Source organism: Leeuwenhoekiella palythoae, from assembly GCF_020310025.1.
In the GTDB taxonomy this organism is placed as follows: Bacteria; Bacteroidota; Bacteroidia; order Flavobacteriales; family Flavobacteriaceae; genus Leeuwenhoekiella; species Leeuwenhoekiella palythoae.
Window position 1 is genome coordinate 2692049 of the sequence record NZ_CP084318.1, and the last position, 26232, is coordinate 2718280.

The 26232-nt window shown below is 39.4% G+C and carries 25 protein-coding genes; 9 read left to right on the plus strand and 16 right to left on the minus strand.

Going from position 1 to position 26232, the window contains the following annotated elements:
* Positions 1-137: 137 nt before the first annotated feature.
* Positions 138-569, minus strand: coding sequence for a hypothetical protein (locus LDL79_RS11540; RefSeq protein ID WP_225597777.1), 432 nt, complete (start codon positions 567-569; stop codon positions 138-140).
* A gap of 128 nt (positions 570-697) precedes the next feature.
* Here LDL79_RS11540 and argS point away from each other — a divergent pair, with 128 nt between their 5' ends.
* Positions 698-2473 (plus strand): arginine--tRNA ligase, encoded by a 1776-nt coding sequence (gene argS / locus LDL79_RS11545; RefSeq protein ID WP_225597778.1) that lies wholly within the window; start codon positions 698-700, stop codon positions 2471-2473.
* Here the strand turns inward: argS and LDL79_RS11550 are convergent, their stop codons facing one another.
* From LDL79_RS11550 to LDL79_RS11560, 3 genes are read right to left on the minus strand one after another with little or no spacing between them, the layout of a single operon-like run.
* Positions 2474-4993 (minus strand): TonB-dependent receptor, encoded by a 2520-nt coding sequence (locus LDL79_RS11550; RefSeq protein WP_225597779.1) that lies wholly within the window; start codon positions 4991-4993, stop codon positions 2474-2476.
* Positions 4983-5891: a FecR family protein gene (locus LDL79_RS11555; protein WP_225597780.1), complete on the minus strand. Its 909-nt coding sequence runs from the start codon at positions 5889-5891 to the stop codon at positions 4983-4985. Before LDL79_RS11555 ends, LDL79_RS11550 begins: the two co-directional genes overlap by 11 nt.
* 58 nt (positions 5892-5949) lie before the next feature.
* Complete coding sequence (locus tag LDL79_RS11560) at positions 5950-6474, minus strand: RNA polymerase sigma factor (protein WP_225597781.1); 525 nt, start codon at positions 6472-6474, stop codon at positions 5950-5952.
* A 139-nt stretch (positions 6475-6613) separates the two neighbouring features.
* Between LDL79_RS11560 and LDL79_RS11565 the strand changes: the two genes are divergently transcribed.
* The 3 genes from LDL79_RS11565 to folD all read left to right on the plus strand — a co-directional run bounded on the left by LDL79_RS11565 (position 6614) and on the right by folD (position 10212).
* Positions 6614-7678, plus strand: coding sequence for a hypothetical protein (locus LDL79_RS11565; RefSeq protein WP_225597782.1), 1065 nt, complete (start codon positions 6614-6616; stop codon positions 7676-7678).
* A 236-nt stretch (positions 7679-7914) separates the two neighbouring features.
* Positions 7915-9243, plus strand: coding sequence for a signal recognition particle protein (gene ffh, locus LDL79_RS11570; protein WP_072984035.1), 1329 nt, complete (start codon positions 7915-7917; stop codon positions 9241-9243).
* 81 nt (positions 9244-9324) lie between these two features.
* Positions 9325-10212, plus strand: a complete 888-nt coding sequence (gene folD, locus LDL79_RS11575) for a bifunctional methylenetetrahydrofolate dehydrogenase/methenyltetrahydrofolate cyclohydrolase FolD (protein WP_225597783.1) — start codon at positions 9325-9327, stop codon at positions 10210-10212.
* Positions 10213-10380: 168 nt separating this feature from the next.
* Here folD and ppgK read toward each other — a convergent pair whose 3' ends face one another.
* From ppgK to LDL79_RS11630, 11 genes are all read right to left on the minus strand, one after another.
* Complete coding sequence (ppgK, locus tag LDL79_RS11580; protein ID WP_225597784.1) at positions 10381-11121, minus strand: polyphosphate--glucose phosphotransferase; 741 nt, start codon at positions 11119-11121, stop codon at positions 10381-10383.
* 80 nt (positions 11122-11201) lie between these two features.
* Positions 11202-11681, minus strand: coding sequence for a thiol-disulfide oxidoreductase DCC family protein (locus LDL79_RS11585; RefSeq protein ID WP_225597785.1), 480 nt, complete (start codon positions 11679-11681; stop codon positions 11202-11204).
* Complete coding sequence (locus LDL79_RS11590) at positions 11656-12720, minus strand: AI-2E family transporter (protein ID WP_072984027.1); 1065 nt, start codon at positions 12718-12720, stop codon at positions 11656-11658. Before LDL79_RS11590 ends, LDL79_RS11585 begins: the two co-directional genes overlap by 26 nt.
* The gene (locus LDL79_RS11595; protein WP_225597786.1) at positions 12720-13139 is read right to left on the minus strand and encodes a VOC family protein; all 420 of its coding nucleotides are present in this window, start codon (positions 13137-13139) and stop codon (positions 12720-12722) included. The genes LDL79_RS11590 and LDL79_RS11595 overlap by 1 nt, the downstream gene beginning before the upstream one ends.
* Positions 13140-13149: 10 nt before the next feature.
* On the minus strand, positions 13150-13395 hold the full coding sequence (locus tag LDL79_RS11600; protein WP_225597787.1) for a DUF7218 family protein: 246 nt from the start codon (positions 13393-13395) through the stop codon (positions 13150-13152).
* A gap of 118 nt (positions 13396-13513) precedes the next feature.
* Positions 13514-14311: a 23S rRNA pseudouridine(2604) synthase RluF gene (gene rluF / locus LDL79_RS11605; RefSeq protein WP_225597788.1), complete on the minus strand. Its 798-nt coding sequence runs from the start codon at positions 14309-14311 to the stop codon at positions 13514-13516.
* 27 nt (positions 14312-14338) lie between these two features.
* Positions 14339-15178, minus strand: a complete 840-nt coding sequence (locus LDL79_RS11610; RefSeq protein ID WP_225597789.1) for an alpha/beta fold hydrolase — start codon at positions 15176-15178, stop codon at positions 14339-14341.
* A 50-nt stretch (positions 15179-15228) separates the two neighbouring features.
* The gene (locus tag LDL79_RS11615) at positions 15229-15432 is read right to left on the minus strand and encodes a hypothetical protein (protein ID WP_072984019.1); all 204 of its coding nucleotides are present in this window, start codon (positions 15430-15432) and stop codon (positions 15229-15231) included.
* A gap of 144 nt (positions 15433-15576) precedes the next feature.
* Positions 15577-15948: a cupin domain-containing protein gene (locus LDL79_RS11620; RefSeq protein ID WP_072984018.1), complete on the minus strand. Its 372-nt coding sequence runs from the start codon at positions 15946-15948 to the stop codon at positions 15577-15579.
* A 10-nt stretch (positions 15949-15958) separates the two neighbouring features.
* Entirely contained in the window at positions 15959-16504 is a 546-nt protein-coding gene (locus tag LDL79_RS11625) for a hypothetical protein (RefSeq protein WP_072984017.1), read from the minus strand.
* Positions 16505-16529: 25 nt separating this feature from the next.
* Entirely contained in the window at positions 16530-18053 is a 1524-nt protein-coding gene (locus LDL79_RS11630) for a helicase HerA-like domain-containing protein (protein WP_225597790.1), read from the minus strand.
* 154 nt (positions 18054-18207) lie between these two features.
* On the opposite strand from LDL79_RS11630, the gene LDL79_RS11635 reads away from it, so the two are divergent.
* Complete coding sequence (locus tag LDL79_RS11635) at positions 18208-18840, plus strand: 7-carboxy-7-deazaguanine synthase QueE (protein ID WP_225597791.1); 633 nt, start codon at positions 18208-18210, stop codon at positions 18838-18840.
* Between the two features lie 130 nt (positions 18841-18970).
* Here the strand turns inward: LDL79_RS11635 and LDL79_RS11640 are convergent, their stop codons facing one another.
* Complete coding sequence (locus tag LDL79_RS11640; protein ID WP_072984014.1) at positions 18971-19525, minus strand: DUF2911 domain-containing protein; 555 nt, start codon at positions 19523-19525, stop codon at positions 18971-18973.
* Between the two features lie 357 nt (positions 19526-19882).
* Here LDL79_RS11640 and asnB point away from each other — a divergent pair, with 357 nt between their 5' ends.
* The 4 genes from asnB (at position 19883) to LDL79_RS11660 (ending at position 26099) form a co-directional block, all read left to right on the plus strand.
* Positions 19883-21565, plus strand: coding sequence for an asparagine synthase B (gene asnB, locus LDL79_RS11645; RefSeq protein WP_225597792.1), 1683 nt, complete (start codon positions 19883-19885; stop codon positions 21563-21565).
* 283 nt (positions 21566-21848) lie between these two features.
* Positions 21849-23789, plus strand: coding sequence for a DNA topoisomerase (ATP-hydrolyzing) subunit B (gene gyrB, locus LDL79_RS11650; RefSeq protein ID WP_225597793.1), 1941 nt, complete (start codon positions 21849-21851; stop codon positions 23787-23789).
* Positions 23790-23922: 133 nt separating this feature from the next.
* A complete protein-coding gene (locus LDL79_RS11655; protein ID WP_225597794.1) occupies positions 23923-24927 on the plus strand; it encodes a DUF6588 family protein in 1005 nt (334 codons plus the stop codon).
* 245 nt (positions 24928-25172) lie between these two features.
* The gene (locus LDL79_RS11660; RefSeq protein ID WP_072984010.1) at positions 25173-26099 is read left to right on the plus strand and encodes a malate dehydrogenase; all 927 of its coding nucleotides are present in this window, start codon (positions 25173-25175) and stop codon (positions 26097-26099) included.
* Positions 26100-26232: the final 133 nt, after the last annotated feature.

Genomic DNA, 26232 nt, shown 5'->3' on the forward strand with positions numbered 1-26232 from the left:
AGAATAATTACGATCAATGCAGTAGGGTGTAATGTCTTGCTGCATTTTTTATATCAAGTTAGATTATATGTTTGGCTCTCGTATTATAGCCCTTGCTTTTCCTCGAAATTATTGCCAGTTTATTTAACTTGAGGCAACTACAGATCCTCAGGACCTAGCGGAAGATTCTCAGCTTTAAAATCCATTATTTTCTTAATGAATTTATGCGTGGCTTTGTCGTTAGCTTTCGCTCTAATTTTTATAAAATACTGATCTCTGTAAATGCTGTATATTTCGGCTTGGCCTTTGTAAATGCGCAGTTTGTAGTATGGGATGATCAGTGCGTATGATTCTAGCAACGAGCGGAAACCCACTATGATCCCGTTAGGGCGCATTTCAATATTACAGGTGTTGACATAGCTGTCAAGAATAAGTAGGTTGTGAATTTCAATACTCGTAGCAGTGATAAAGAGTTTTGAAGAACCAATCCCTTTCATTTTAATGCGCTCGCGCAGCGTAAAAGGTTTTCCTACTTCGGTGTTGATCTTTCGGGTAACTTCAGGATTATTGTAGGAGACATTAAGTAGCATTTTTTCTTTTAAAGATACCACTTTACAGGCGAATGCTATCTAAGCGGACTTTGATCAGCGTGAGTTGCGCTATTTTGCTTTGTCAACCGCTTGTTTTACGTATCTTTGCGCCTTCAGAAAAAGCACTCATGAATTTATCAGATAAACTCACAAAAGCCGTTAAAGATGCGGTTCAAGAACTTTTTAGCGCAACTCTAGAAAGTGTTGAAATTCAGCCTACTCGTAAGGATTTTGAAGGAGATCTAACCGTTGTGGTGTTTCCTATTTTGCGCGTTGCAAAAGGAAATCCGGCGGTAATAGGCGAGCAGATAGGAACTTATGTGAAAGAGAATCTAGACGAAATCGCAGATTTTAATGTCGTGAAGGGCTTTTTAAATCTTGTGATTTCAGATGCTTTTTACTTGAATTTCTTTGATGGAATTAAAGACCAAAAAAACTTTGGTCACGAGCCTGAAGCCGGTAAAGCAGTGATGGTTGAATATTCTTCGCCTAACACAAACAAGCCGTTGCATTTGGGGCACATCCGCAATAATTTATTAGGTTATTCTGTTGCCGAAATTTTAAAAGCTAGCGGAAAGAAAGTGTATAAAACACAGATCATCAACGACCGCGGAATCCATATTTGCAAGAGTATGCTTGCGTGGCAGAAATTTGGTGAAGGTGAAACTCCAGAATCAACCGGACTCAAAGGCGATAAGTTGGTAGGGAATTATTACGTGAAGTTTGATAAAGCCTACAAAGAAGAACAATCGTATTTAGTAGCGCAGGGAAAAACAAAGGAGGAAGCTGAAAAGGAAGCGCCGCTTATTCTCGAAGCTCAAGATATGTTGCGCAAATGGGAAGCCGGTGATGAAGAAGTGGTTGCACTTTGGAAAAAAATGAACGGCTGGGTTTACAGTGGTTTTGAAGAAACCTATAAAAATCTGGGTGTTGATTTTGACAGTTATTATTACGAAAGCAATACCTATTTATTAGGGAAAGACAATATTGAAGAAGGTCTTAAAAAAGGTGTTTTCTATAAAAAAGAAGACGGTTCGGTTTGGTGTGATTTAACTGAAGACGGTCTTGATGAGAAACTCGTTCTGCGAAGTGATGGTACTGCGGTTTATATGACGCAAGATATAGGTACTGCGATTCAGCGGGTGAAAGATCATCCGGATGTAGGCGGAATGATCTATACCGTAGGTAATGAACAAGATTACCACTTTAAAGTGCTTTTCCTGATTCTGAAGAAATTAGGTTATGATTGGGCTGAGCATTTATTTCATTTGAGCTATGGAATGGTTGATTTGCCTAGCGGAAAAATGAAAAGCCGCGAAGGTACCGTAGTTGATGCAGACGACCTCGTAGAAGAAATGGCGACAACTGCCGGAAACATCGCTCAAGAATTAGGGAAACTAGACGGCTACAGCGAAGCTGAAAAACAAGAATTATACAAGATCATAGGTCTTGGCGCATTGAAGTACTATATTCTAAAAGTAGATCCTAAAAAACGTATTCTTTTTAATCCGGAAGAATCTGTAGACTTTCAAGGAAATACAGGTCCGTTTATTCAATATACTTATGCGCGTATTCAGTCGATTTTGAGAAAGGCTCAAGAAACTGGAGTTGCTGAAGGTTATGGGTATGAAGCGCTTCAGCCTAAAGAAAAAGAGCTGATCAAACAACTTGCTTTATATCCTGAAACGGTACAGTTGGCCGCAGAAAATCACAGTCCGGCGTTGATTGCAAATTATACCTATGACTTGGTAAAGGAGTTTAATTCCTTCTATCAACAAGTCTCTATTTTGGGAGCAGATACCGATGCAGAAAAAAGCTTCCGTGTATCACTTTCTAAAAAAGTAGGCGAGGTGATCGAGGCGGCATTTGGATTACTTGGGATTCAGGTTCCTGAGCGTATGTAATTAAAACGTCAAGCGGAGGGATGCATTAGGAGTAAAACCTAGTGAATTACTCTGTATGGCAATAGCCTGTGTGTTGTCGTCAGGGTTAACCTCATAATACCTTTGAATGGTATTTGTTTGATTTAGAATATTGATAATCCCCAGTGTAAATTTTGCTGTGACTGCATCCCAGTTAAACGAATAGTTAGCGGTGGCATCAAACCGCATGAAGTCTTCTAGATTGGCTGCATTTGGAGTGTCATAATTCACGACATAGGTGTTGTTGCTGCTGGGCAGCGTTTCTGCATTTTCTATGGGTAAGGTATAAGGTCTTCCTGTGTGATAATTCAAGCTCACTGCAATTTTAAAATTATTAAAGAGCGCATACGAACCTCCCGTATTTATAGAATGCCTGATATCTGTGTTGTTGGGAAAGGTCGCGGGATTCAGCGAATTAAAAGAATACACGTTAGTTGCTAAGGTGTAGGTAAACCAAGTGCTTAATTTTGGAGTGGTTTTGTTTACTAGAAATTCTAAACCTTTGGCCTCATAGCTGCCATTGGTTTTGATGAATTTAAATTGGTTCTGAAAGCCTTGATTTGATGCAGTTATTCCGGAGACTTGTTTGTAAAAACCGGTAAGATCAATCAGCCAATTATTTTGAGTGTAATCAACGCCTAGACTTATTTGTTTGCTAGTGATTAAAGGAATGTCATTGTCATTGGCTAAAACCCATCGCCGTTTTTCTACCCCTAAAAAATTATCTTCAAAATCAATGATCTGTGTGGTGCTTTGGTTTTTTAAAGCGGCTTCTGTTTTTAAAGCAAAATGCCCTAGTTTTTGACGAATATTTATGCGAGGCTCTAGTCTAACTTTTTTGAATTTTTCAAAATAGGTTGTACGTAATCCTGTACGTAGCCTGAAATTGTTGGTAGCAAGGCTCCAATCTCCAAAAATTGCATGTTGCCTAACAACATCCTTTTTGCGTTGCTGAAACACCGGCTGATTGACACTTGTTGTATTGCGAATTCCAGTTTCAATAAATTCATATCCGTGTTCAAAGTTCATGCGGGAATTCAGGTGCCAGGTTCCTTTTGCTTTAAAAGCGGTTTCGAGTACTTGATTGGTTTGAGCTAATACCTGATTGTTGCTGAAATCTTGATCTGTTGAGCGAATGTTGTATTGCGTATAATATGCATTAAGAAACGTGTCATAAGCGGGGTTAATAACGCTGCTTAGATTGATTCCGAAGGCGATATTATCCTGATCTATCAAACTTTCATTGAGGAATTGTTCATCAGCGTCAGACTCGGAGTATTCTAGAGTGTTGTTGAGTGATATAAAACTGGCTCTGAGCTGATGTTTTGGACTGATATCGTAAAGAATTTTTGCTGAATAATCGTGAAATCTAAAATCAGAAAGTGATTTGATATTTTCAGCAGAGCTACCATCATTTTTGATCTCTGAATCTTGAAAACTTCGATTGAAATAGGAAGTATATGTGGGTGTTTGAAAATAATCGGCAAAAGACCTTCTTCCGCTTATTTGAAGAGCGAGCTTTGTACTTATAGGTATTTGTAGAAAAGCGTCTGCACTGAGACCATTAAAGCCGGCGCCACCTGATATTTTTTCGGTTATAGCATTAGGTGTGTACATTTTTATAGTACTGCTTACTCCACCTGAATACTCTGAGCTGTTGGCGTTTTTAGTGACTTCAACGCGCTCAGTTAAATTAGGGTTATATGCTGAAATTAAGCCAAAAAAATGACCGGTATGATACATTTTGATTTCATCCCAAAGCATCAAGTTTTCATCTTGGGTTCCACCGCGCACATTTATGTTATTGATGCTTTCATCTATACTCTCTATTCCTGGTAAAATTTGCAGCGTTTGTAGAATGTCAGGATCTGTTAATCCCGGTAAAATGTCAAATTCACGTGTGTTTATCTCAATGCGGTCGTCTGGAAATTTACGAATACCTCGACTGAATAAGCGTTTGATCACCACTTCGTCCAAGGTAAAACTTTTAGGAGCTAAACTGATTTGCTGACAATCAGAAGTGAGCATTTCTACCTTAAGAACCTCGGTTTTATAACCTAAAAAAGATACCTTGATGCTATCTCCGGGTTTTATAAGTGCTAGTTTAATAAATCCGTTGGCGTCTGCGACGGCACTCATGTTTTTGTTTAATGCCTGAATTGTTGCTCCTTCCAGCGATTTCAGCGTTGCTGCATCAAGAATTTGAGCGCAAAAACTAGACGAAGTTTTAGGTAGAATACTATAATACCGATCATCGATTTTAGTGATGGTCAACCCGGTTTGCTTTGTGATATACTGCAAGGTTCGGTCTAATTGCTTAAACGTTGAATTCTGTAATTTTAGGTCTTGTACCGCTTCAGTTTGATACGAGAAACGAATGTTGAATACCGTTTCTACAGTATCTAAATAAGTAACCAAATCAACCTCGCTTCGGTTTTGAGCTGTGCCGAATATGGAAGTGAAAAGTAGCATGATCAGCCAACATTTTTCTTTATTCAGCATAAAATATAAAGCTTTGATCTTTGTCTGATTTGTAGGTGATCCCAAACGGGAGGGTTACTCCTTGAAGCGCACTTTCTAATTTTTTGGTACTAAAGCTACCGGTGAATACTTGGTCTTTTAATTGTGCCGGATAAGAAATCTCAATATTAAATTGACGTTCTAGCGCGGCGATCACAATATGATAGGGAACATCGTCAAAGCTAAGCTCGTAGTCTAGCCAAGAGGGTTGGGTTTGATTATTGTTGATTTTCAATTCAGATTTACCAGATATCAAGCGATAGGTGTCACCGGGTTTGAGAATCAAAGTGTCAAGCGTTGCCGCGACTTGTACACTTCCTTCGTAGCAAGAAACTTCAAAATAACCTTTTCTATGATTTACATTAAATTGAGTGCCCAGCACTTGTATTGTGCCTTGCGCAGTAGCAACTTTAAAAACACTTCCTTTATTGACTTTAAAAAAAGCTTCTCCTTCAAGTTCTAAATTACGCGTGCCATCTTCCCAATCTTTAGGATTATAGGAGATCTGTGAAGCATTGTTTAAGGTAGCTTCAGAAGCATCGGGTAAGGTGATTTGCACAAAATCATCTGTTGCTTTGATGATTTTTTGATCAGATTTTAAAAAGATATAAGAGGTTATTAAAATGACCAGTACGGCTGCTGCAGTGCTGATCCAAGTTTTATAGGGAAGTTTAATAACTTTAGGTTGCTGCTTTTGTGTAATTTCTGTTTTAAAGGACTTGTAAGCGGCTTCTTTATCAAGCATATCAGGCTTCAATCGGGAAGCGTATGCAGCTATTTTGTGGTATTCTTTATACGTTTGGGTTTGTTTAAATGCAGCCAATTCTTCGGCGTTCATGTCGCCGTTCAGCCATTTTAAAAGTTCTTCTTGATGCTGCATAATTTCCTTAGTTACTTGTTAGACACCTTAAAAGGGGAAAACCCTACCTCTTAAGTTGTTAAAATTCTGGGATTTGTTGCCTTAAGTTTTTTAAAGCCTGGCTCATACGTTTTTCGACCGCTTTTACAGAAATGTTAAGCATTTCTGCTATCTCTGCGTATTTCTTTCCATCTATTCTATTCAATAAGAACACTTCGCGCTGCGCTTCAGTTAACGAGCCGATGGCGTTGTTTAGCGTTTTTTTAAACTCTTTTTCGCGTAAAATAAATTGGGGGTCTTCGTTAGATTCTGATTCTTCTGAAGCTTGATTTTTTTGATAGTTCAACACCACTTTTTTATGCTTCACTGCATTAAGAAAAGAATTGTTGATGGTTGTAAATAAGTAGGTTTTAGCTTTTTTGAACTCGATTATGTTACAACGATTCCAGATTTTTACAAAAGCCTCTTGAGTCAAGTCTAGTGCTTCCTGTTCGTCCCCGCATTTATAAAAAGCAAAGTTTTTAGCAGCCTGAATAAACTCTAGGTAAAAACGTTTAAAGGTAGCTTCGTGGCAAAGATCGGTATGCTTGTCTTGCTCGTTCATAGGGTTAGGGGCATCTAATATTTCAAAGCTACTAAAATATTTTTCTAATTTTTTTTCAAGTGAGGGTAGGGTAAAGAGGTTTTGGGTTGTCTTAAGGGTGAATACGAACTTTAAATAACCTTTGTATAATTTTACTATTATGAAAAATCTAAAAACATTTTTAAGTATAACTTTTCTTGCAGCATTGCTTTTTGGTTCTTGTCAGAATGAAGAAGACGTGCTGATTGAAGGTAATGAGAATACCAATACGAAACAGTCAGAACCTGCAGAATATATAGAGCGTAGCACTGCAAATGACGGCTCTGAAGACGATATTCTGGATGATACAAGCTGTGCGTCTGTGATTCTTCCGGTAGTTGCAGAAGTGAACGGTCAAGAGCTTACCATTGTTAATGAGGCCAGCTTGACGTTAATCGCTGAGATTTTTGCCGAATTTACTAACGATGAAGATGAGGTGCGTTTTCAGTTTCCTATTGAAATGCGTTTAAGTGATTATTCGGTGGTGACTATTCAAAATGAGCAAGAGTTAGAGGCGTTAGAAGAAGCGTGTGAAGCGGCTGATGAGAGTAGAGATGACGCTATTAGTTGTCTGGAATTTGATTACCCTATTACTGTATTTACCTTTGACGCCAATGCACAACAGACAGGAAGCGTAGTGCTTACTAGTGATCAGGAAGCTTACGCATTTATCAATGATCTGGGTGACGATCAATATTTCAGCCTTCAATATCCAATTAGTTTATCTGGTTCGAGTGATGGAAGTATAACGATTAATTCTGATGCAGAATTGATTGCAGAATTACAATCGTGCGAGTCAGAAGATGATCTTGAGGAAGAGGCGCGTGATGAAGCCGAAGATCTAAGAGAAGATCTTGAAGAGGCGATTACCGGTGCGCGTTTTGAGCTTGAGTCTGGTGTTCAGGCGGGAGCAGAATTTAGTCAGCAATTTGCTAATTATACTTTTGAATTTACAAATGATAAGCGTGTAGTAGTGCGTAATAGCCTAACGAATCTAGTAACTAATGTGGAAGCATTTTTTAACACGACCTCAGAAACTGAAGTTTTTCTTGAGCTAAACTTTACGAGTGACTCAGAATTTTCAGTTCTTAACGGAACCTTTGAAGTGGTTAGTCAATCTTCAAGTACCATCGAATTGCAGAGCACCACAGATACAACATTTAAATTGGTTTTTTCTAAGTTATAATGCGTAAAGAATAAACGCCTCTTATAAAACGCTGTTCTTATGGATAAGGACAGCGTTTTTTTATTCCTTTTACCTTATAATAAGGCTTTACAAATAGCCTTCAAATCCTTAGCTTTGCATCCTTATTATTTGAAACACTTGATCCTGCTTTGAAGGCTGTGTTTTTATAGAATATTTTACCAATTCAAAACATTTCCTTGAATTGATATTGAGGAGTGTTTTTTAGTATATGACCTATGTTTGATAATTTAAGTGATAAGTTAGATAAGGCGATGCACGTGCTTAAGGGGCACGGCCAGATTACAGAAGTAAATGTAGCCGAGACCCTTAAAGAAATTCGTCGTGCGCTTGTAGATGCCGATGTTAACTATAAAATAGCTAAAGATTTTACCAATACGGTTAAGGAGAAAGCGCTGGGTCAAGATGTATTGACCGCTTTAAAACCTGGTCAATTGATGACCAAATTGGTAAAAGATGAACTTACCGAACTTATGGGCGGTGAGGCAGAAGGAATCAATCTCTCAGGCAATCCTTCGGTTATTTTGATGTCTGGTTTGCAGGGTAGTGGTAAAACCACTTTTTCTGGTAAGCTGGCTAATTTCCTTAAAAATAAAAAGACTAAAAAACCACTTTTGGTTGCTTGTGATGTTTACCGCCCTGCGGCGATAGATCAGTTGCACGTGGTAGGTGGGCAGATCGGAGTTGAGGTCTATTCTAACAAAGAAGAAAAAGATCCGGTTAAGATCTCTCAAGCGGCAATTGCACACGCAAAAGCAAACGGATTTAACGCGGTGATTATTGATACCGCAGGTCGACTTGCAGTTGACCAAGCGATGATGAACGAGATCGCTGCGATTCACGAAGCGATCAAGCCACAAGAAACCTTATTTGTTGTTGACTCAATGACGGGTCAGGATGCGGTAAATACGGCAAAGGCGTTTAACGATGTTTTGAATTTTGACGGGGTTATCTTAACCAAATTAGATGGTGATACCCGCGGTGGTGCGGCGCTTTCTATCAAAACGGTTGTAGATAAACCAATCAAATTCATCGGTACCGGTGAGAAGATGGAAGCAATTGATGTGTTCTATCCTTCACGTATGGCCGATCGTATTCTTGGGATGGGAGACGTTGTATCCCTTGTTGAGCGTGCGCAGGAACAGTTTGATGAAGAAGAAGCGCGTAAACTTCAAAAGAAGATCGCTAAGAATCAGTTTGGTTTTGACGACTTCCTAAAGCAGATTCAGCAGATCAAGAAAATGGGTAATATGAAAGATCTTATCGGGATGATTCCCGGTGCCGGTAAAGCACTAAAAGGTCTGGATATTGATGATGACGCTTTTAAAGGTATCGAAGCGATCATTCACAGTATGACCCCGGCTGAGCGTACCCAGCCATCGATTATAAATTCAAGTCGTAAAAAACGCATTAGTAAAGGTTCTGGAACTTCGGTTCAGGAGGTGAATCAGTTGTTGAAGCAATTCAACCAAATGAGTAAAATGATGAAGATGATGCAAGGTGGCGGCGGAGCCAAAATGATGCAGATGATGAATCAAATGCGCTAAGCAGCTTGGAGAGCAGTCTCAGTTTACAGTAGGCAGTCTCAGTAAGCAGTTCGACTCTAACTATAAAACCAAAACGCAATAATGACAATCTTAGACGGAAAGAAAACCAGTAACGATTTAAAAAACGAGATCGCCGAAGAAGTAATGGCGATGAAAGAACGAGGTGAGAAAGTGCCTCATTTGGCTGCTGTTTTGGTAGGTAACGATGGCGCAAGTTTGACCTATGTTGGGAGCAAAGTGCGTGCTTGTGAGCGTATTGGTTTTGAGTCTACATTAATTCAATTGCCGGAAGAAACCACAGAAGAAGAACTTTTGGATCACATCAATAAACTGAATAATAATCCCGAGATTGATGGTTATATTGTTCAGTTACCGCTGCCGAAGCATATTGACGAACAAAAAGTGTTATTGACGGTGGATCCTGACAAAGATGTAGATGGGTTTCACCCAACAAACTTTGGTAAAATGGCGCAAGATATGCCGGTTTTTATACCTGCAACTCCGTTTGGGATTATGGAATTACTAAAGCGCTATAATGTAGAAACTTCAGGAAAACATACCGTTGTCATTGGTCGTAGTCATATTGTAGGTCGCCCTATGAGTATTTTGATGTCTCAGAAGGGAACGCCTGGAGATAGCACTGTAACCTTGACGCACAGTCGCACCAAAAATCTTGAAGAACTTACCAAGCAAGCAGATATTATCATTACAGCTTTAGGAGTTCCTGAGTTTTTAAAGGCTGATATGGTTAAGGAAAATGTAACGGTTATCGACGTGGGAATTACTCGTGTACCAGACGAAACTAAAGAGCGCGGTTACCGAATCGCAGGTGATGTAGATTTTGCAGAGGTAAGTAAAAAAGCAGATTTCATTACCCCGGTTCCGGGTGGAGTAGGGCCAATGACTATTGCGATGTTATTGAAGAATACCTTGCTTGCCAGAGCAAGACATAACGATCTTCAATCTTAAGATTAAGAAGATGTACTAAAATAAAAAAGAGGTCTATTGGACCTCTTTTTTTATTGGCGCCGCCAAAGGAGTAAATATTATTTTGAAGCTTGGCTTGAAATTGAAAATTCGTTTTTCAAACAATGCCTTAATAATTGTCCTAAGGTAGTTCTTTCAGTGAAATTTAAATTACAGCAAATGTCTTGCACCTAATGCTGCTCCGATAATACCCGCATGATTACGTGTATGAGCCGCTACAATAGGTACGTCAGTTTTTAAATACTTGATGTATTCGTCTAGGTTTTTACTGGCACCGCCACCTATAATGATCATTTCTGGTTGAGAAACTTGCATGGTAAGTTGTATGAATTTATTAAAGCGTTTTCCCCACTTTTTAAAACTCATATTATTATCAAGACGCACACGGCGCGATGCGTATTTTTCAATGATTTTCTTCTTTTTGTAGCGCATCTGGCCCAACTCAAAATTTGGTATAAGTTCGCCGTTATAGAAAACGCCACTGCCTATACCTGTGCCTACCGTCACTACGATAACGAGACCTTCAACGCCTTTGCCTACACCAAACTCCATTTCTGCAAGGCCGGCAGCATCAGCATCATTCATCACATTTACAGGTAAGCCTATTTTCTGCGAAATCATATCATCTACCTGAACACCTAACCAGGATTTATCAAGATTACCATGTTCAAGCGCTTTACCCTTATGTATTACCGTTGGAAAACCTACACCTACCGGACCTTTCCAGTCCCAATGTTTTACAACTTCGGCAATAGTGTTGACCATGGCTTTGGGTTCACGAGGAACGGGAGTGTCTAATCTAAAACGTTCACCTAAATATTCTTCTTTTTCGAGATTTACAGGAACGCCTTTTATTCCGGTTCCTCCTACGTCTACTCCCAGTATTTGCATAAATAGTTTTTTGGTCTTCAATAAAAAGTACTTAAAATTCAATCGTAAATTTTAAGCAGCTTATAATCTTGAGTGGCAATTTATTGAAAAACGGCAAAAACCAGCAAAATAATTGCAAGAATATAAAATACCCAATAGGGTTTGAAGTCTGTGGGGTTGGGTCCAAAAAGGAGTTTGGTGAGTTTAAACATCTCTGGGCGATGCTTGGCAATAAAGTTATACCCGTGATCACTTAAACGTTGAAAGCTTCGGTTGTTGACATACCAGCGGTGCGCATTCCATTTTATGGAATCACTGTAGGTATAACATCGATAAGCAGAATCTGGACCGCTGTAAATGCTTCCGTCAAGCTCGATTAATCTACTCGCTTTTTTAAATTCTTTCAACGGAATATCAGGAAAGTCTTTATTTGCGTCTTGATAGGTTTTATAGACAATGGCGTCTTTGGTTATCATTTTCCATCGGGTGACCCAATATTTACAAAAACCACACGTGCCGTCCCAGATCAGGACCGGCTTTCCTTTTGGTGGAAAATTAGTCTTCTTGATTTTCTGAAACATCCGGAATGATTTGATTGATGATTTCAGGTTCAGGATCGCCGTACTCGTGTTTGTAGATTTTTACTACTAATAGAAATAAACTTATTAGCAAGGGGCCAAAGATTAATCCTATAAAACCAAATAAAGGTACCCCGACGATAACACCAATTAACGTTACTAGCGGATGTACATTGGCTAAGCGTTCTAACACATAAAGCCGAATCAAATTGTCTGTAGAGCCGACTACGACAAGACCATAAATTGCTATCCCCACGGCTTGTAGATTGTTGCCACTGGCTATGAGTAAAATGGTAACCGGCACGATACCTAATAGAGTACCTACAAAGGGAATCATACTTCCAATAGCAGTAATAACAAACCAGAAAAAGGGATCGGGTACCCCGAATATGAAAAAACCTATTAGTGCAACAATACCTTGCGCCAAAGCAACTAACGGAATTCCTAATGCGTTGCTTTTTACCATGGCAACACTTTCGTGACCTATCCGGGCTATGTTTTCTTTATTCAGCGGAATAAATGCATAAAGCGACTGGTGCATTTTATCGTTATTGATAAGCATGTAATACAAGATAAAATACATAATACCAATGGCGATAAATACATTGAAGGTGCCGCCGGCAAGGTTTTGAAGGTTAGTAGAAACCCAACTTGTAATGGAGTTGGTATCTATAGATTCACTGACTTTAAAGCCAAGGTCTGCCTCCCAAACGCCTACTTGTTGCTTGACGACTTCAACCACACGTTCAGAATTGCGCACGGCTTTCCCAATTTTATTGGTTAGCATCATCACAGTCAATCCAATGGGAACCAGTATCACCACAAACGAAGCCAGCATTGCAACAGCAGCCGCGAGGCCTTCTTTCCATTTGCGTTTTACGACTAAAAAGTTGTAGAACTTACGCAGCAATACATAAAGTGTAATGGCGCCTAAAACTCCAGATAAATACGGAGTCATCTCTTCTACGATCAATATGAATAAAAAGAGAATGAGAACAATTAAAAAAAGTTGGCGTACGAGTTCTGGTTTAAGTTTATTCATTATTTAGCAAATAACTGTGAGAGGTCTTTAAAGCTTTTAAATTCAAGCGCATTGCCGCAAGGATCGTAAAAAAACATAGTAGCTTGTTCACCGGGTAGTCCTTCAAACCTGATGTAAGGCTCAATTACAAATTCAACCTTTTTAGCTCTTAGGGTATCAGCGAACGTTTCAAAAGCATCCCACTCTAACACTACTCCAAAATGCGGTACAGGAACCGCCTTACCATCTACGGCATTATGATGCGCAGCAACTTTTTCTTCTTTCGGTTTATAGTGAATTACCAATTGATGCCCAAAGAAGTCAAAGTCGACCCAATGGGTGTCGCTTCTACCTTCTTCAAGTTCGAGTACATCACGATAAAATATTCGGGCTTTTTCGACATCGTCTACAGGAATGGCCAGATGAAAAGGAGCAGGCATAAGGTTTGTTTTAATTATTACGTAAAGCTTTTATCAATTCTTGTTTAGTCATTTTAGACCTACCTTCAATGCCTATTTTTTGCGCTTGCTTATACAGGTCTTGTTTGGTGCGGTCTTCATACTTTTCAGCTTTTCCACCTTTTTTACCGGAGTCTGGAGTATTAGCAATACGTGCAGATTTTTCTTTGCTATAGCCTTTGTCTCGCAAGGCTTCATATTGTTCTTCGTTTTTTACTGAAGGAATTTGAGCTGCCATACTATCTTTTTTGGTTGTAACCTAAAAGTAAGGCGATTAATACACTTAGCCCGTGTCATTAACACAGGTTTAAATGTTTACAGGAATTGGTGCTGAACTAAACGAGAACCGCTGAGGCTTAATTACGGCGTCGGCGTCGAGGTCCAGAAGGTTTGATCGCCGGTTTTTTACCGGTCTCTTGTTCCGGCTCAAAGACTTTACTGCTGTCTGCTAAAAGATTATTGAGCTCGCTCAATTCCGAAGGTTTAAAAGCTCTGTATTTTCCTACCGGAATATCTAAACTAATATTCATAATGCGCACCCGTTTTAAACGCGTAACATTATACCCCAGATATTCGCACATGCGGCGTATTTGTCTGTTAAGGCCTTGTGTCAGTATAATTTTAAAGCGCTTTTTTCCCAGTTGTTCTACCTCACATTTGCGGGTGATCGTGTCTAAAATTGGGATGCCGTCAGACATTCGTTTTACAAAAGAAGCGTCTATGGGCTTATCAACATCCACGATATATTCTTTATCGTGGTTGTTACGAGCACGAAGAATTTTATTAACGATATCCCCGTCATTTGTCAGAAATATCAGACCTTCACTGGCTTTATCTAATCTCCCTATCGGAAATATTCGAGTAGGGTAATTGATGTAATCAATGATGTTGTCCTTTTCCACACGAGTATCTGTGGTGCAAACAATACCTACAGGTTTGTGGAAGATAAGATACACCGGAGCATCTTTTTTCTCACCTACGACTTTGCCATCAACCCTGATCTCATCAGCGCTGCTTACTTTAGTTCCCATTTCAGGAACGCTTCCGTTTACGGTAACGCGACCGGCATCAATAAGTTTGTCAGCCTCGCGCCGCGAACAAAAACCTACTTCGCTGAGAAATTTATTTATACGAGTAACATTAGCGTCTGACATAGTGTTTAAGGTAAAATTAAAACCGAATTAATCCTTCAAGAAGGTTATGATTTTCTCATTGACATCAGTGTCGTAGAGCGAGTGGTTGAGTCCTTCGGTTTCTATAAATTGAGATTTTTGTAGTGCTTTGTGAATGGCTTGAGAACCAGAAAAAGGAGTGATAGGATCTTCTTTGTCGTGGATTACCAAAGTAGGCACTTTTATTTTTGTCGCAAACACCGAAGATGAAAAGTCACGCGTTTTAAAATCAAAGGTGTTTTGAAAAAACCTGTCTAAAGCTTGTAGCGCTCTGGCGTTGAGGCCTAGGATTTTCTGATAGTCTTTCAATATGCTTTCTAGTTTATCAGGAGCTCCCAGAATCACCAGTTTTTCTGTTTTTATGCTGGATTCTTGTGATTGATTATACAACACGGTCATACCGCCCATCGAGTGCCCAATGAGATAATCAGGACGATAGATCTCAAGCATTTTGTCTAGGGTTTGATGATATAGCGGAACGTAAAAGTATTTTCCGCTACTGTAACCGTGAGCAGGCGCGTCAAAAGCAATGATGGTGTAGTCTTCTTTTTGAAGTCTAAAAATCATTTCTTTCCAGCGGTGACTGTGACTTTCCCAGCCGTGTACTAATAGAACGGTTTTGCCACTGCCGGACCATTTATAAGGTTGAATTTTTAAATCTTCAACTGCAACTACAGGCTCTAGATTAGGGTTTAAAAATTCTTCGTGATGCGCTCCAATGCGTCCCCGGCGAGGTTTACTAAAAACCTTGAAGGCTTTTCTTGCTGAAGCTTTTGGGTTTACCAATGCTAAGGCATTTATATAAAATCCTATTGCTTTAGGTAGTATTTTTTTGACCAGTTTATTCATAAAAAAACCCTCTTTTAAAAGAGGGTTCAAATATACGGGTTATGTAAAATTTAATGTCTGTTTTCGGCATCTATAACATCAGTGTCTTTTCTGTACTTTAAGAGCGAAATTCCTGAAAGGAAAAATATACCGCCTAAAATTGCTAATGCCCACGGACTAACACCGGTACTCATACTTCCAAAAATTCCCATAATACCTAATACCAATGCTATGGCGCCGCCAATTACCATTACTAGTGCTAAAATCTTAATCATAATATTTGTACTTATTAGGTTAGATTTTAAAAGTAGTAGAAATGCCGTTTAGCAGCTTTGAGATTAACGTGGCTTTAGGTAAGAATTAATACTTATTTATAATTTTTGGAATTTTTAATCTGATTTTCAAAAGGTTGAAGAGTGTTATTCTTCTTCTCGATGTACCTTATTAAAATCAAATGCCGGTTGACAAACCGATAGGTAAACACATTTTTGGTTAAAAGGGTTACTGTACTGCACCCGCGTACCGGCTTTAATTTTTATAGATTGTCCGGCTTCTAAAATGATGGGTTCATCATCAATTAAAAATTGCTTTTTTCCTTCAATGATGAAGGTGTACTCATCAAATTCAGGGGTTTGAAACGGTTCGCTCCAACGGGGCGGTGCTATCATATGGGCGATACTTATGGCAGTGTTTCCGTCACTGGCTTTGCCAAAATGTTCCCCGATGTATTTACCGTCATCAGTAGGGACGACAAAAGGAGTTTTCTGAATATAGTATTTAGCGTCAGACATTATTTTTAATTTACCAGCCGATCATAAAGTATTTGATCTTGGCGTCATTTGGAATTTCAGCACCGGTAACTTTAGCATCCATATTAAAACGCAACTCTCCCGGAAGCTCATCACGATCAATAGTAAAATACGCATTGATGTCATCAACAAAAATTACGATACTACTTATTAGTGTTTCAATTCTTGAAATCTCATAAGCTTCGGTGATGTCTTTATAGGTACTGTTGAGGTTGATGCCTTCTTCGGTGGTGTAGCGTTCATCAAAAACCTGAACAGTTTTAATTGTTTTTGGATTACCATCTTTAGTGGGCATCAAGCTTAGCAATTGCTTTCCACCTTTTTCATAAATTTCAATAGCGTTCACATTTAGCTCTTCACTTAGACCAGAATTTTGATCCACAACACTATCATTGCTAAAAATGGTTTTTAGTTCGTTTACTTGCGTTTCTTTAGTGAGTTCGCCTACACGATCAGCAGTAACTTTAAAAGAGCTGTCTGAGTCACAAGAGGTGAATAGTAAATTGGTAATTATGGCTGCAAAAAATATTCTTTTCATTATAAGGGTTTGTTTCTGTTAGGGTTTATTTTATAAGTTTTCCTAAAATGCCCAGAACACCGCGTATTACTGTGGCGCTGGTAAGCACTTTAATTATCGCTTTTTCAGTAGTGTTACTTCGGGAAGAAGTACGACTGCTTTTAGACACCGTTGCACGTTCTTCTTTAGCTTTTTCCTTGGCTTCTTCGCTTTCTGCCTTTTTGATTTTAGCATTTAGCAATTCATACGCGCTTTCTCGATCTACAGTATCATTGTACTTAGGAGCGAGTGCAGATTTACGATTTATTTCTTCAATTTCAGCATCGGTAAGAATATCCATTCGAGACATTGGCGCACGCATCATTGTGGCTGCAAGCGGTGTGGGTCTTCCTTTTTCATCAAGAGCCGAAACCAGCGCTTCACCAGTACCTAAAGTGGTGAGCACTTCTTTGGTATCATAATATTCAGAATCGGGGTAGTTTTCGGCAGTGAGCTTAATGGCCTTGCGGTCCTTTGCGGTGAAAGCCCTAAGTGCATGCTGAATTTTTAAGCCTAGCTGACTCAATACACCATCGGGAACATCGGTTGGGTTTTGCGTAACAAAGTATAAGCCAACACCTTTAGATCGTATGAGTTTCACAATGCTTTCGATCTGGCTGTGCAGTGCTTTTGAAGCTTCTTTAAAAATAAGATGCGCTTCATCAATAAAGATGACCAATTCCGGTTGATCGCTGTCGCCCTGCTCTGGAAAAGTGCTGTAAATTTCCGCGAGCAAACTGAGCATAAACGTTGAGAAAAGTTGAGGCCTGTCTTGAATATCAGTAAGCCGAATGATATTTATTTTACCTCGCCCATTGTCATCCAGTCGAAGCAAATCATCAACATCAAAAGATTTTTCACCAAAAAAGATATCTGCACCTTGCTGCTCCAGTTGAACAACTTTTCTTAAGATAGCGCCTGCAGAGGCAGTAGAAATTCTGCCATATAGATCTTGAATTTCTTCTTTGCCTTCATCTGTCGCGTACTGTAATACTTTTTTAAAGTCTTTCAAGTCTAATAAAGGCAGGCTCTTGTCGTCACAATATTTAAATAGGATGGCGATGATACCGGCTTGGGCATCTGTTGCATCGATAATTCTTGAGAATAGAACTGGGCCAAATTCACTTACCGTGGCGCGCAGTCGTACTCCATTTTGTTCAGACAAGGTGAGTAGTTCTACCGGAAAATCTTTTGGTTCAAAAGGTAGACCAATTTTTGCGTGGCGCTCATCAATCTTAGGATGACCTTCACTTGCTTTTGCGATACCACTAAGGTCACCTTTCATATCCATCAATAACACAGGAACACCTTTTTCTGAAAGATTTTCGGCTAAAACCTGAAGTGTTTTGGTTTTTCCGGTTCCGGTGGCGCCAGCAATTAAGCCGTGTCTGTTTAGGGTCTTTAAAGGAAGGTTTACGTGAGCTCCGGTTATCGTCTGCCCGTCAAGCATCGCGGCACCCACGGTGATATATGATCCCTTGCAAAGGTTTCCTTGTATAATGTGTTCTTTAAAGGCTTCGGTCTGGCTCATCGCTAAAAATTTGGACTAAAAATAAGGATTAATGCCAAAATCAAACCGACTTGCAATAGTTAATTTTTAACAGTTTGTAGCGCGTTTCGGTCCCCTTTAAAATAAGGTTGTTAGGCTTTGGTAACGATTTTAATGCGGCGTATCTTTGCGCCCTATGACAAAAGAGGCGACAGCAACCCGGGTAGAGCTGGGAGAGTTACTTCCGTTGATGGAAGAGTTTTATACCATTCAAGGTGAGGGTTACCATACCGGTACTCCTGCATATTTTATACGTGTAGGTGGTTGTGATGTAGGTTGCCATTGGTGTGATGTGAAAGAAAGTTGGGATGCGGCGATACACCCGCCTACTGAAGCTGCCGCGATCGTAGCAAATGCCAAAAAATACAGCAAGACAATTGTGATCACAGGCGGTGAACCTCTAATGTGGGATATGAATCACCTTACCGGCATGTTGAAAGATGAACGTTTGCAGGTGCATATAGAAACCTCAGGAGCGTACGAACTTACAGGACATTGGGATTGGATTTGCCTTTCTCCTAAGAAGCGTATGTTGCCTAAACCTCGTATTTATGAGGAAGCTCACGAATTAAAAGTGATCATTTACAATAAAAGCGATTTCGCATTCGCGGAAGAACATGCTGCCAAGGTAAATGGTAATTGCAAACTTTTTTTACAACCAGAATGGAGCGTGCGCGAAAAAATGACACCCTTAATTGTTGACTATGTAATGGCTAATCCTAAATGGAGAGTGAGTTTACAGACACATAAATATCTAAATATACCTTAGTACATTTTTGAAGCATTGGTAGCCGGAAGTTTTATTACTTCAATACTTACTTCATGGTCGTACAAATTGGGTAGAACCCATAAAAAAGGCTTCCGATTTGGAAGCCTTTTTTAATACCATATTTTGAAAATTACATTTCTACTTCTTCAATAGGTACTTGGATGTACATATCATCCCAACCTAAAAACATATCTGATCCATTTTCAGTAGGTTGAAAAGAGATTGAGAAAGATTCTATAGGAGCAGCAGTTTTATGAGCCGGAGTCGTAAAACGCACTAGGTCGCGTTCTTCCTTATATCCATAAGCGCCCCAAGTGTCTAAGTCTTTGTTTAGAATCACCGTCCACTCATCTTCAGTTGGGATCGTAAACAATGTGTAGGTTCCTGCAGGAACTTTAGTATCACCAACCATCATTTCCTTATAGAATTTAATTTCCGTAGATTCATTAGCGCCCGTTCTCCATACCTCACCATATTTTTCTAGTCCGTCTTTAGTGGCAAAAACGTCACGTCCTTTTTTCTGAGGGCGGCTGTAGATCACGCGTACACGAGGAGTTTTGTCTTGGGCGCGAAACATTGCAATATCAAGCGGACTTTTGTCGAGTTCGCTAAATTTTTGTGCGTTTACGTCATTGCCAAAAATTAAGAAGCTAAGTAGAAAACTACCTATTATTAGGGATTTCATAAATGTTGTTTTTAATGTTGAAAGTCAAAATTTTATACAAATGTACAATGCGGTAAAACCTGTAAATGTTAAGCGAATCTTAAAAGAATGTACCACAAGTAATTTTATATTTTATAGCTTTCAAGAAGTATTCCAAATCTTCAAACTACAGTAATTACTCAAATCAACTACGATTGGCACGTGTAATTTCCTGTTCTTATCACTTTATAAAATTTGACTGCATATTTAATGCTGAAAGTTTTCTTTTGTAATAAATAGTATTTTTAAAGTTTACATATGTAAGTATATGCTTGTTTTTTGTTTGCGAATCAAAATGTAAATTACATCTTTGAACCATCAAATTAAAACAATACGATTATGTGTGGGATAGTATGTGCCTATGAATTGAAACAACCGGCTGAGGTTTTAAGACCACAGCTTTTGGAAATGTCTAAAAAAATACGTCATCGTGGACCGGATTGGAATGGAGTGTATAGTGATGAAAAAGCTATTCTAGCACACGAGCGTTTATCTATAGTTGACCCTGCATCAGGGAAACAACCTTTATTGAGCCCTGATGGAAAATTAATTCTTGCCGCAAATGGTGAGATCTATAACCATCAAGAGTTGCGCAAACAACTTAAAGGTCAGTATGATTTTAAAACACAGTCTGATTGTGAGGTTATTTTAGCGCTTTACCAAGAAGAAGGACCTGGCTTTGTAGATAAGCTAAATGGAATTTTTGCTTTTTCACTTTATGACGCTGAGAAAGATGAGTATTTCGTAGCCCGTGATCATATGGGTGTCATTCCACTTTATATGGGATGGGATCAGCACGGAACCTTCTACGTAGCTTCAGAATTAAAAGCGTTAGAAGGAACCTGCACAAAAATTGAATTATTCCCTCCGGGACATTATTTACACAGCTCAGATGGGGAATTAAAAAGATGGTATTCTCGAGAGTGGATGGAGTATGATGCAGTAAAAGAAAACGAGACCAGCATAGAAAAATTAAGAGAAGCTTTAGAGGCTGCAGTTCATCGTCAACTGATGTCTGATGTTCCTTACGGAGTATTGCTTTCAGGAGGTTTAGATTCTTCAATAACTTCAGCGGTTGCAAAAAAATATGCAGAAAAGCGAATCGAGTCCGGAGATACAGACGGTGCTTGGTGGCCACGATTACACTCGTTTTCTGTAGGTCTTGAAGGCTCACCAGATTTAGCGGCAGCACAGAAAGTTGCAGATCATATTGGTACGGTACACCACGAGATCAAGTTTACCATTCAAGAAGGGCTTGATGCTATAAAAGACGTGATCTATAATTTAGAAACCTACGATATTACCACGATTAGAGCTTCAACTCCAATGTATTTAATGGCGCGTGTCATCAAATCTATGGGTGTGAAAATGGTCCTTTCAGGAGAAGGAGCAGATGAGGTTTTTGGAGGTTATCTTTACTTCCACAAAGCGCCAAATGCTCAGGAATTTCATGAAGAAACCGTGCGTAAACTAAGCAAGCTGCATATGTACGACTGTTTACGTGCAAACAAATCTTTAGCTGCTTGGGGAATCGAAGGTCGTGTGCCATTCTTAGATAAAGAGTTTATGGATGTTGCGATGAGCATCAACCCACAAGATAAAATGATTAACGGTGAGCGCATGGAGAAATGGGTGCTTCGTAAAGCTTTTGAATCATACTTGCCAGAGAGTGTTGCTTGGAGACAAAAAGAGCAATTTTCAGACGGTGTAGGATACAGCTGGATTGATACCTTAAAAGAATTGGTAAACGAAAAAATTAGCGATGAGCAATTGGCTAACGCGAAGTTTAAATTCCCAATTCAGACTCCAACAAATAAAGAAGAATATTACTATAGAAGCATTTTTGCAGAGCACTTCCCAAGTGATGCTGCGGCATTGAGCGTACCTCAAGAAGCTTCTGTGGCGTGTAGTACAAAAATCGCTTTAGAATGGGATGAAGCATTCAAAAATATGAACGATCCATCAGGAAGAGCGGTGGCAAACGTACACAGTGATGCTTACAAAAAGGCTGAACTTGCTTAGCTAGCCACATACCACGTAAGTTTAGAGCGCTTTCTTTATTGAAGAAAGCGCTTTTTTTGTGGTTTATCTAGTTTAGATTCTACTTCATTTAGAATCCTTGATTTTAGCTGTGATTTTTTCACAATTTGTTGATAACTTCAAATCTTTGGCTGGTCATTTACAAGCGTATTGCAGCGCCTTTTTTTATATTTGTTAGCTATCTATAAACACTGCTTAAAAGTGTTCTTAAAGCGGCTGAAAAGTAGCTGCTTTTTTAGATTTGAGATTAACTTAATAAAGATTTATGAGCGAAGAAGCCAATAAGAAGCAATATTCGGCAGACAGTATTCAGGCCCTAGAAGGGATGGAGCATGTGCGTATGAGACCTTCGATGTATATTGGAGATGTGGGAGTGCGTGGTTTGCATCATTTAGTTTATGAAGTTGTAGATAACTCCATAGATGAAGCTATGGCAGGGCATTGCGACAGCATAAAAGTGATCATTAATGAGAATAACTCGATATCGGTAAAAGATAATGGTCGGGGGATTCCGGTTGATTTACATAAAAAAGAAGGTGTATCTGCACTTGAGGTTGTAATGACCAAGATAGGTGCCGGAGGTAAATTTGATAAAGATTCCTATAAGGTTTCCGGTGGACTTCACGGGGTAGGGGTGAGTTGTGTTAACGCACTTTCAACCCATTTAAAAGCTACTGTGTATCGTGAGGGTAAAATTTGGGAGCAAGAGTACGAAAAAGGTAAAGCGATGTATCCTGTAAAAGGAATTGGCGATACTGATGATCGTGGTACAGCTGTTACTTTTCTTCCTGATCCTTCTATTTTTCAAACCACTACAGAATACAACTACGATACGCTTGCCAGCCGTATGCGCGAACTGGCTTATTTGAATAAAGGTATTACGATCACATTGACTGATAGACGTCAGAAGGATGATAAGGGCGAATTTGTTTCTGAAACCTTTCATTCTGAAGAAGGGTTAAAAGAATTTGTACGTTTTCTTGACGGAAACCGCCAGCCGATCATTGGTGAAGTGATCTCTATGGAAGGTGAGAAGAATGATATTCCGGTTGAGGTTGCTATGATTTACAATGATAGTTATGCCGAAAACTTACACTCATACGTTAATAACATTAATACCCACGAAGGAGGTACGCATTTAGCAGGATTTAGAAGAGGACTTACGAGTTCGCTGAAAAAATATGCCGATGCTTCCGGGATGTTAGATAAGCTAAAATTTGAGATTGCAGGTGATGACTTTAGAGAAGGTCTTACGGCAATTATTTCGGTAAAAGTTGCAGAGCCTCAATTTGAAGGGCAAACCAAAACTAAATTAGGTAACCGTGAGGTTACTTCGGCGGTTTCTCAGGCGGTTTCTGAAATGGTAGAGATCTATCTTGAAGAACATCCTGATGATGCTAAAACCATTGTGCAAAAAGTAATTCTTGCAGCTCAGGCACGTCACGCGGCTAAAAAGGCCCGTGAGATGGTGCAGCGTAAGACGGTAATGAGCATAGGTGGCTTGCCCGGGAAATTAGCAGACTGTTCTGAAACTGATCCTGAGGCTTGTGAAGTATTCCTTGTAGAGGGTGACTCTGCAGGTGGAACTGCAAAAATGGGCCGCGATCGTAACTTTCAAGCGATTCTTCCGCTCCGCGGAAAAATCCTGAATGTTGAAAAAGCGATGCAGCATAAAGTCTTTGAAAACGAAGAGATCAAAAATATCTTTACGGCTCTTGGGGTAACTATAGGTACCGAAGAAGATAGTAAAGCGCTCAACCTTTCAAAATTAAGATATAAAAAGATTGTGATTATGTGTGATGCCGACGTTGATGGTAGTCACATTGCAACATTGATCTTAACCTTCTTTTTCCGCTATATGCGTGAATTAGTAGAAGGTGGTCATGTTTATATCGCAACGCCACCGCTTTACTTATTGAAAAAAGGTAAGAAAATGCGTTATGCGTGGAGTGAGAAAGAACGTGATGAATACAATGCACAGATGGGCGGTAGCGCTTCGGTGCAGCGTTATAAGGGTCTTGGGGAGATGAACGCAGAGCAATTGTGGGATACTACTATGAATCCTGAGTTTAGAACTTTGCGTCAGGTAACCATTGATAATGGTACAGAGGCAGACCGAATTTTCTCTATGTTGATGGGGGATGAGGTGCCGCCACGTAGAGAGTTTATCGAGAAAAACGCGGTATACGCTAACATAGATGTATAAAAAGTAATCGGTTAATTACTTGTTTATAAAGCCTGCTTCTTTTGGAGTAGGCTTTTTTTATAGCATTTTTAATACATAAGGCTATTGGTTATCAGGGTTTTGTTATTTTTGAGTAAACCAAATCAATTCAATTATGAAGAAAAGAGTACTCATTTGTTTTTCCATTTTAGCATCAATAAATCTGTTTGCGCAAGATGATGACGGCTTTGAAGCTGTGATCACTGCTGGAGCAGCAGATGCCAATACATTAATGGGAGCCTATATCGCGCCTGCAATGGAAGGTCTTATTTACAGTATGTCTGGCGGGTGGTATCATACCGCAAAAACACATAAAAAACTAGGTTTTGACATTACAATAGGTGTGAATGCAGCAATGGTTCCATCAGAAAAAGAAATGTTTGCTTTTGCTGATTTGAATTTTGAAAATACGATCACAGCCTCGCCGGGAGTTACTCCTACTGTTGCCGGCAATGGGACACCTGCTGAAGTTACTGTGGTTACTCAAGATGGTGACACCGGGACTTTTACCATGCCCGAAGGTGTAAAAGACGATTTGCATCTAAATGCAATGCCTGCGCCAACGCTTCAGGCTAGTGTAGGATTAGTTTATGATACTGATTTAATGGTCAGGGCGACTCCCAAAGTTGGTAGTGACGATGTAAAAGGAAGTTTGTTTGGGATTGGATTTAAGCATAATTTGATGCAGTATCTAGGGCCTCTAGATAAGCTGCCACTAAATGTTTCTCTATTAGGTGCTTTTACCACAATGAATGTGGATTATGACATTGAGGACGGTTCTTCTATAGACGGTACCGGGCAAGCGGCAGAATTTAAACTTAACTCTTATACAGTACAGGGAATAGCCTCGTTAGATTTTCCGGTTATTTCAATCTATGGAGGTTTAGGATATACCGGCGGAAAATCTGAATTAAACGTGTTGGGTACGTATACTGTAGAATACAATGCAGGTACCGAAACGACTACTTTGGTTGATCCTATAGCACTATCTTACAGTCCGTCAAGTGTACGAGCTTCTTTGGGTGCTCGATTAAATCTGGCGTTCTTTAAAATTTATGCAGATTATACGGTTCAAGAATATAGTAATCTAAGTGCGGGGATCGCATTTAGTTTTAGATAAGATAGTTTACCACTTTTCCAAATGTTGCCTAAGCCACTTTTAATGCTTTTTGCTTAAAAGTGGTTTTTTGTGGTCCAAAGTCTTAAAAACATGAGGAAGGCGTTGTATATAAAAATCATAACCTAATTTTAAGCTTTAAGAGTCTTAAAAGACTAAATGAAGTCGTAATTTTAAAGCCGCAATCGATAACGCAGGTTATCGCTATTTTTTTAAACTTAATTAATAACATTTTTAAATACATACCCATGAAAGTTACCGTAGTAGGAGCAGGAGCTGTTGGTGCAAGTTGTGCCGAGTATATTGCGATGAAAAATTTTGCGTCTGATGTAATACTTCTAGATATTAAAGAAGGTTTTGCTGAAGGAAAAGCGATGGATTTGATGCAAACTGCTTCTTTAAACGCTTTTGATACACGCATAACCGGTACTACCGGCGATTATTCTAAAACAGCAGGAAGTGATATTGCTGTAATCACTAGTGGTATTCCGCGTAAACCGGGTATGACACGTGAAGAGTTGATAGGTATCAACGCCGGGATCGTAAAAGATGTTTCTTCAAACTTGATCAAGCATTCTCCAGATGTGACCATAATCGTAGTGAGTAACCCAATGGATACGATGACGTATTTGGTACACAAAACTACCGGACTTCCTAAAAATAAAATTATAGGAATGGGTGGAGCGCTTGATAGTGCACGTTTTAAGTATCGTTTAGCTGAAGCTCTAGAATGTCCTATCTCTGATGTTGACGGAATGGTAATTGGTGGTCATAGTGATACCGGAATGATTCCATTAACGCGTTTGGCTACACGTAACAGCGTTTTAGCTTCTGAATTTTTAGCAGAAGATCGTCTAAATCAAGTAATGGAAGATACTAAAGTAGGTGGTGCGACGCTTACTAAGTTATTAGGTACTTCTGCTTGGTATGCGCCGGGTGCTGCGGTTTCCGGACTCGTTCAAGCCATTGCTTGCGATCAGAAAAAGATGTTTCCTTGTTCGGCTTTATTAGAAGGTGAATATGATCTTGACGACATCTGCATCGGAGTACCTGTAATTCTTGGTAAAGACGGAATCGAAAAAATTGTTCCTGTAGATCTTTCTGATGCTGAAAAAGCGAAACTTCAAGAAAGTGCAGCTGCAGTTAAGAAAACAAATGGATTGTTAGAGCTATAAGTCTAGTAGCTGTTTTATAATTTAAAAAGCGCCATTCACTAGGATGGCGCTTTTTTATTGCCACCACCGAAAGTTTTTACTATCTGAGGCTTTCCGTTGAATGGTTTATTTTCTTAAGATTGACCGCGTAAAT

Bases quoted from the DNA above. Each gene is read 5' to 3' on its own strand.
- LDL79_RS11585 (WP_225597785.1), bottom strand. From the start codon at position 11,681: ATGTTTCAGAAAATCAAGAAGACTAATTTTCCACCAAAAGGAAAGCCG.
- ffh (WP_072984035.1), top strand. From the start codon at position 7,915: ATGTTTGATAATTTAAGTGATAAGTTAGATAAGGCGATGCACGTGCTT.
- folD (WP_225597783.1), top strand. From the start codon at position 9,325: ATGACAATCTTAGACGGAAAGAAAACCAGTAACGATTTAAAAAACGAG.
- LDL79_RS11635 (WP_225597791.1), top strand. From the start codon at position 18,208: ATGACAAAAGAGGCGACAGCAACCCGGGTAGAGCTGGGAGAGTTACTT.
- LDL79_RS11595 (WP_225597786.1), bottom strand. From the start codon at position 13,139: ATGCCTGCTCCTTTTCATCTGGCCATTCCTGTAGACGATGTCGAAAAA.
- LDL79_RS11550 (WP_225597779.1), bottom strand. From the start codon at position 4,993: ATGCTGAATAAAGAAAAATGTTGGCTGATCATGCTACTTTTCACTTCC.
- LDL79_RS11620 (WP_072984018.1), bottom strand. From the start codon at position 15,948: ATGTCTGACGCTAAATACTATATTCAGAAAACTCCTTTTGTCGTCCCT.
- LDL79_RS11610 (WP_225597789.1), bottom strand. From the start codon at position 15,178: ATGAATAAACTGGTCAAAAAAATACTACCTAAAGCAATAGGATTTTAT.
- LDL79_RS11625 (WP_072984017.1), bottom strand. From the start codon at position 16,504: ATGAAAAGAATATTTTTTGCAGCCATAATTACCAATTTACTATTCACC.
- rluF (WP_225597788.1), bottom strand. From the start codon at position 14,311: ATGTCAGACGCTAATGTTACTCGTATAAATAAATTTCTCAGCGAAGTA.
- LDL79_RS11555 (WP_225597780.1), bottom strand. From the start codon at position 5,891: ATGCAGCATCAAGAAGAACTTTTAAAATGGCTGAACGGCGACATGAAC.
- argS (WP_225597778.1), top strand. From the start codon at position 698: ATGAATTTATCAGATAAACTCACAAAAGCCGTTAAAGATGCGGTTCAA.
- LDL79_RS11655 (WP_225597794.1), top strand. From the start codon at position 23,923: ATGAAGAAAAGAGTACTCATTTGTTTTTCCATTTTAGCATCAATAAAT.
- LDL79_RS11590 (WP_072984027.1), bottom strand. From the start codon at position 12,720: ATGAATAAACTTAAACCAGAACTCGTACGCCAACTTTTTTTAATTGTT.
- LDL79_RS11660 (WP_072984010.1), top strand. From the start codon at position 25,173: ATGAAAGTTACCGTAGTAGGAGCAGGAGCTGTTGGTGCAAGTTGTGCC.
- LDL79_RS11600 (WP_225597787.1), bottom strand. From the start codon at position 13,395: ATGGCAGCTCAAATTCCTTCAGTAAAAAACGAAGAACAATATGAAGCC.
- gyrB (WP_225597793.1), top strand. From the start codon at position 21,849: ATGAGCGAAGAAGCCAATAAGAAGCAATATTCGGCAGACAGTATTCAG.
- asnB (WP_225597792.1), top strand. From the start codon at position 19,883: ATGTGTGGGATAGTATGTGCCTATGAATTGAAACAACCGGCTGAGGTT.
- LDL79_RS11630 (WP_225597790.1), bottom strand. From the start codon at position 18,053: ATGAGCCAGACCGAAGCCTTTAAAGAACACATTATACAAGGAAACCTT.
- LDL79_RS11560 (WP_225597781.1), bottom strand. From the start codon at position 6,474: ATGAACGAGCAAGACAAGCATACCGATCTTTGCCACGAAGCTACCTTT.
- LDL79_RS11615 (WP_072984019.1), bottom strand. From the start codon at position 15,432: ATGATTAAGATTTTAGCACTAGTAATGGTAATTGGCGGCGCCATAGCA.
- LDL79_RS11565 (WP_225597782.1), top strand. From the start codon at position 6,614: ATGAAAAATCTAAAAACATTTTTAAGTATAACTTTTCTTGCAGCATTG.
- LDL79_RS11640 (WP_072984014.1), bottom strand. From the start codon at position 19,525: ATGAAATCCCTAATAATAGGTAGTTTTCTACTTAGCTTCTTAATTTTT.
- ppgK (WP_225597784.1), bottom strand. From the start codon at position 11,121: ATGCAAATACTGGGAGTAGACGTAGGAGGAACCGGAATAAAAGGCGTT.
- LDL79_RS11540 (WP_225597777.1), bottom strand. From the start codon at position 569: ATGCTACTTAATGTCTCCTACAATAATCCTGAAGTTACCCGAAAGATC.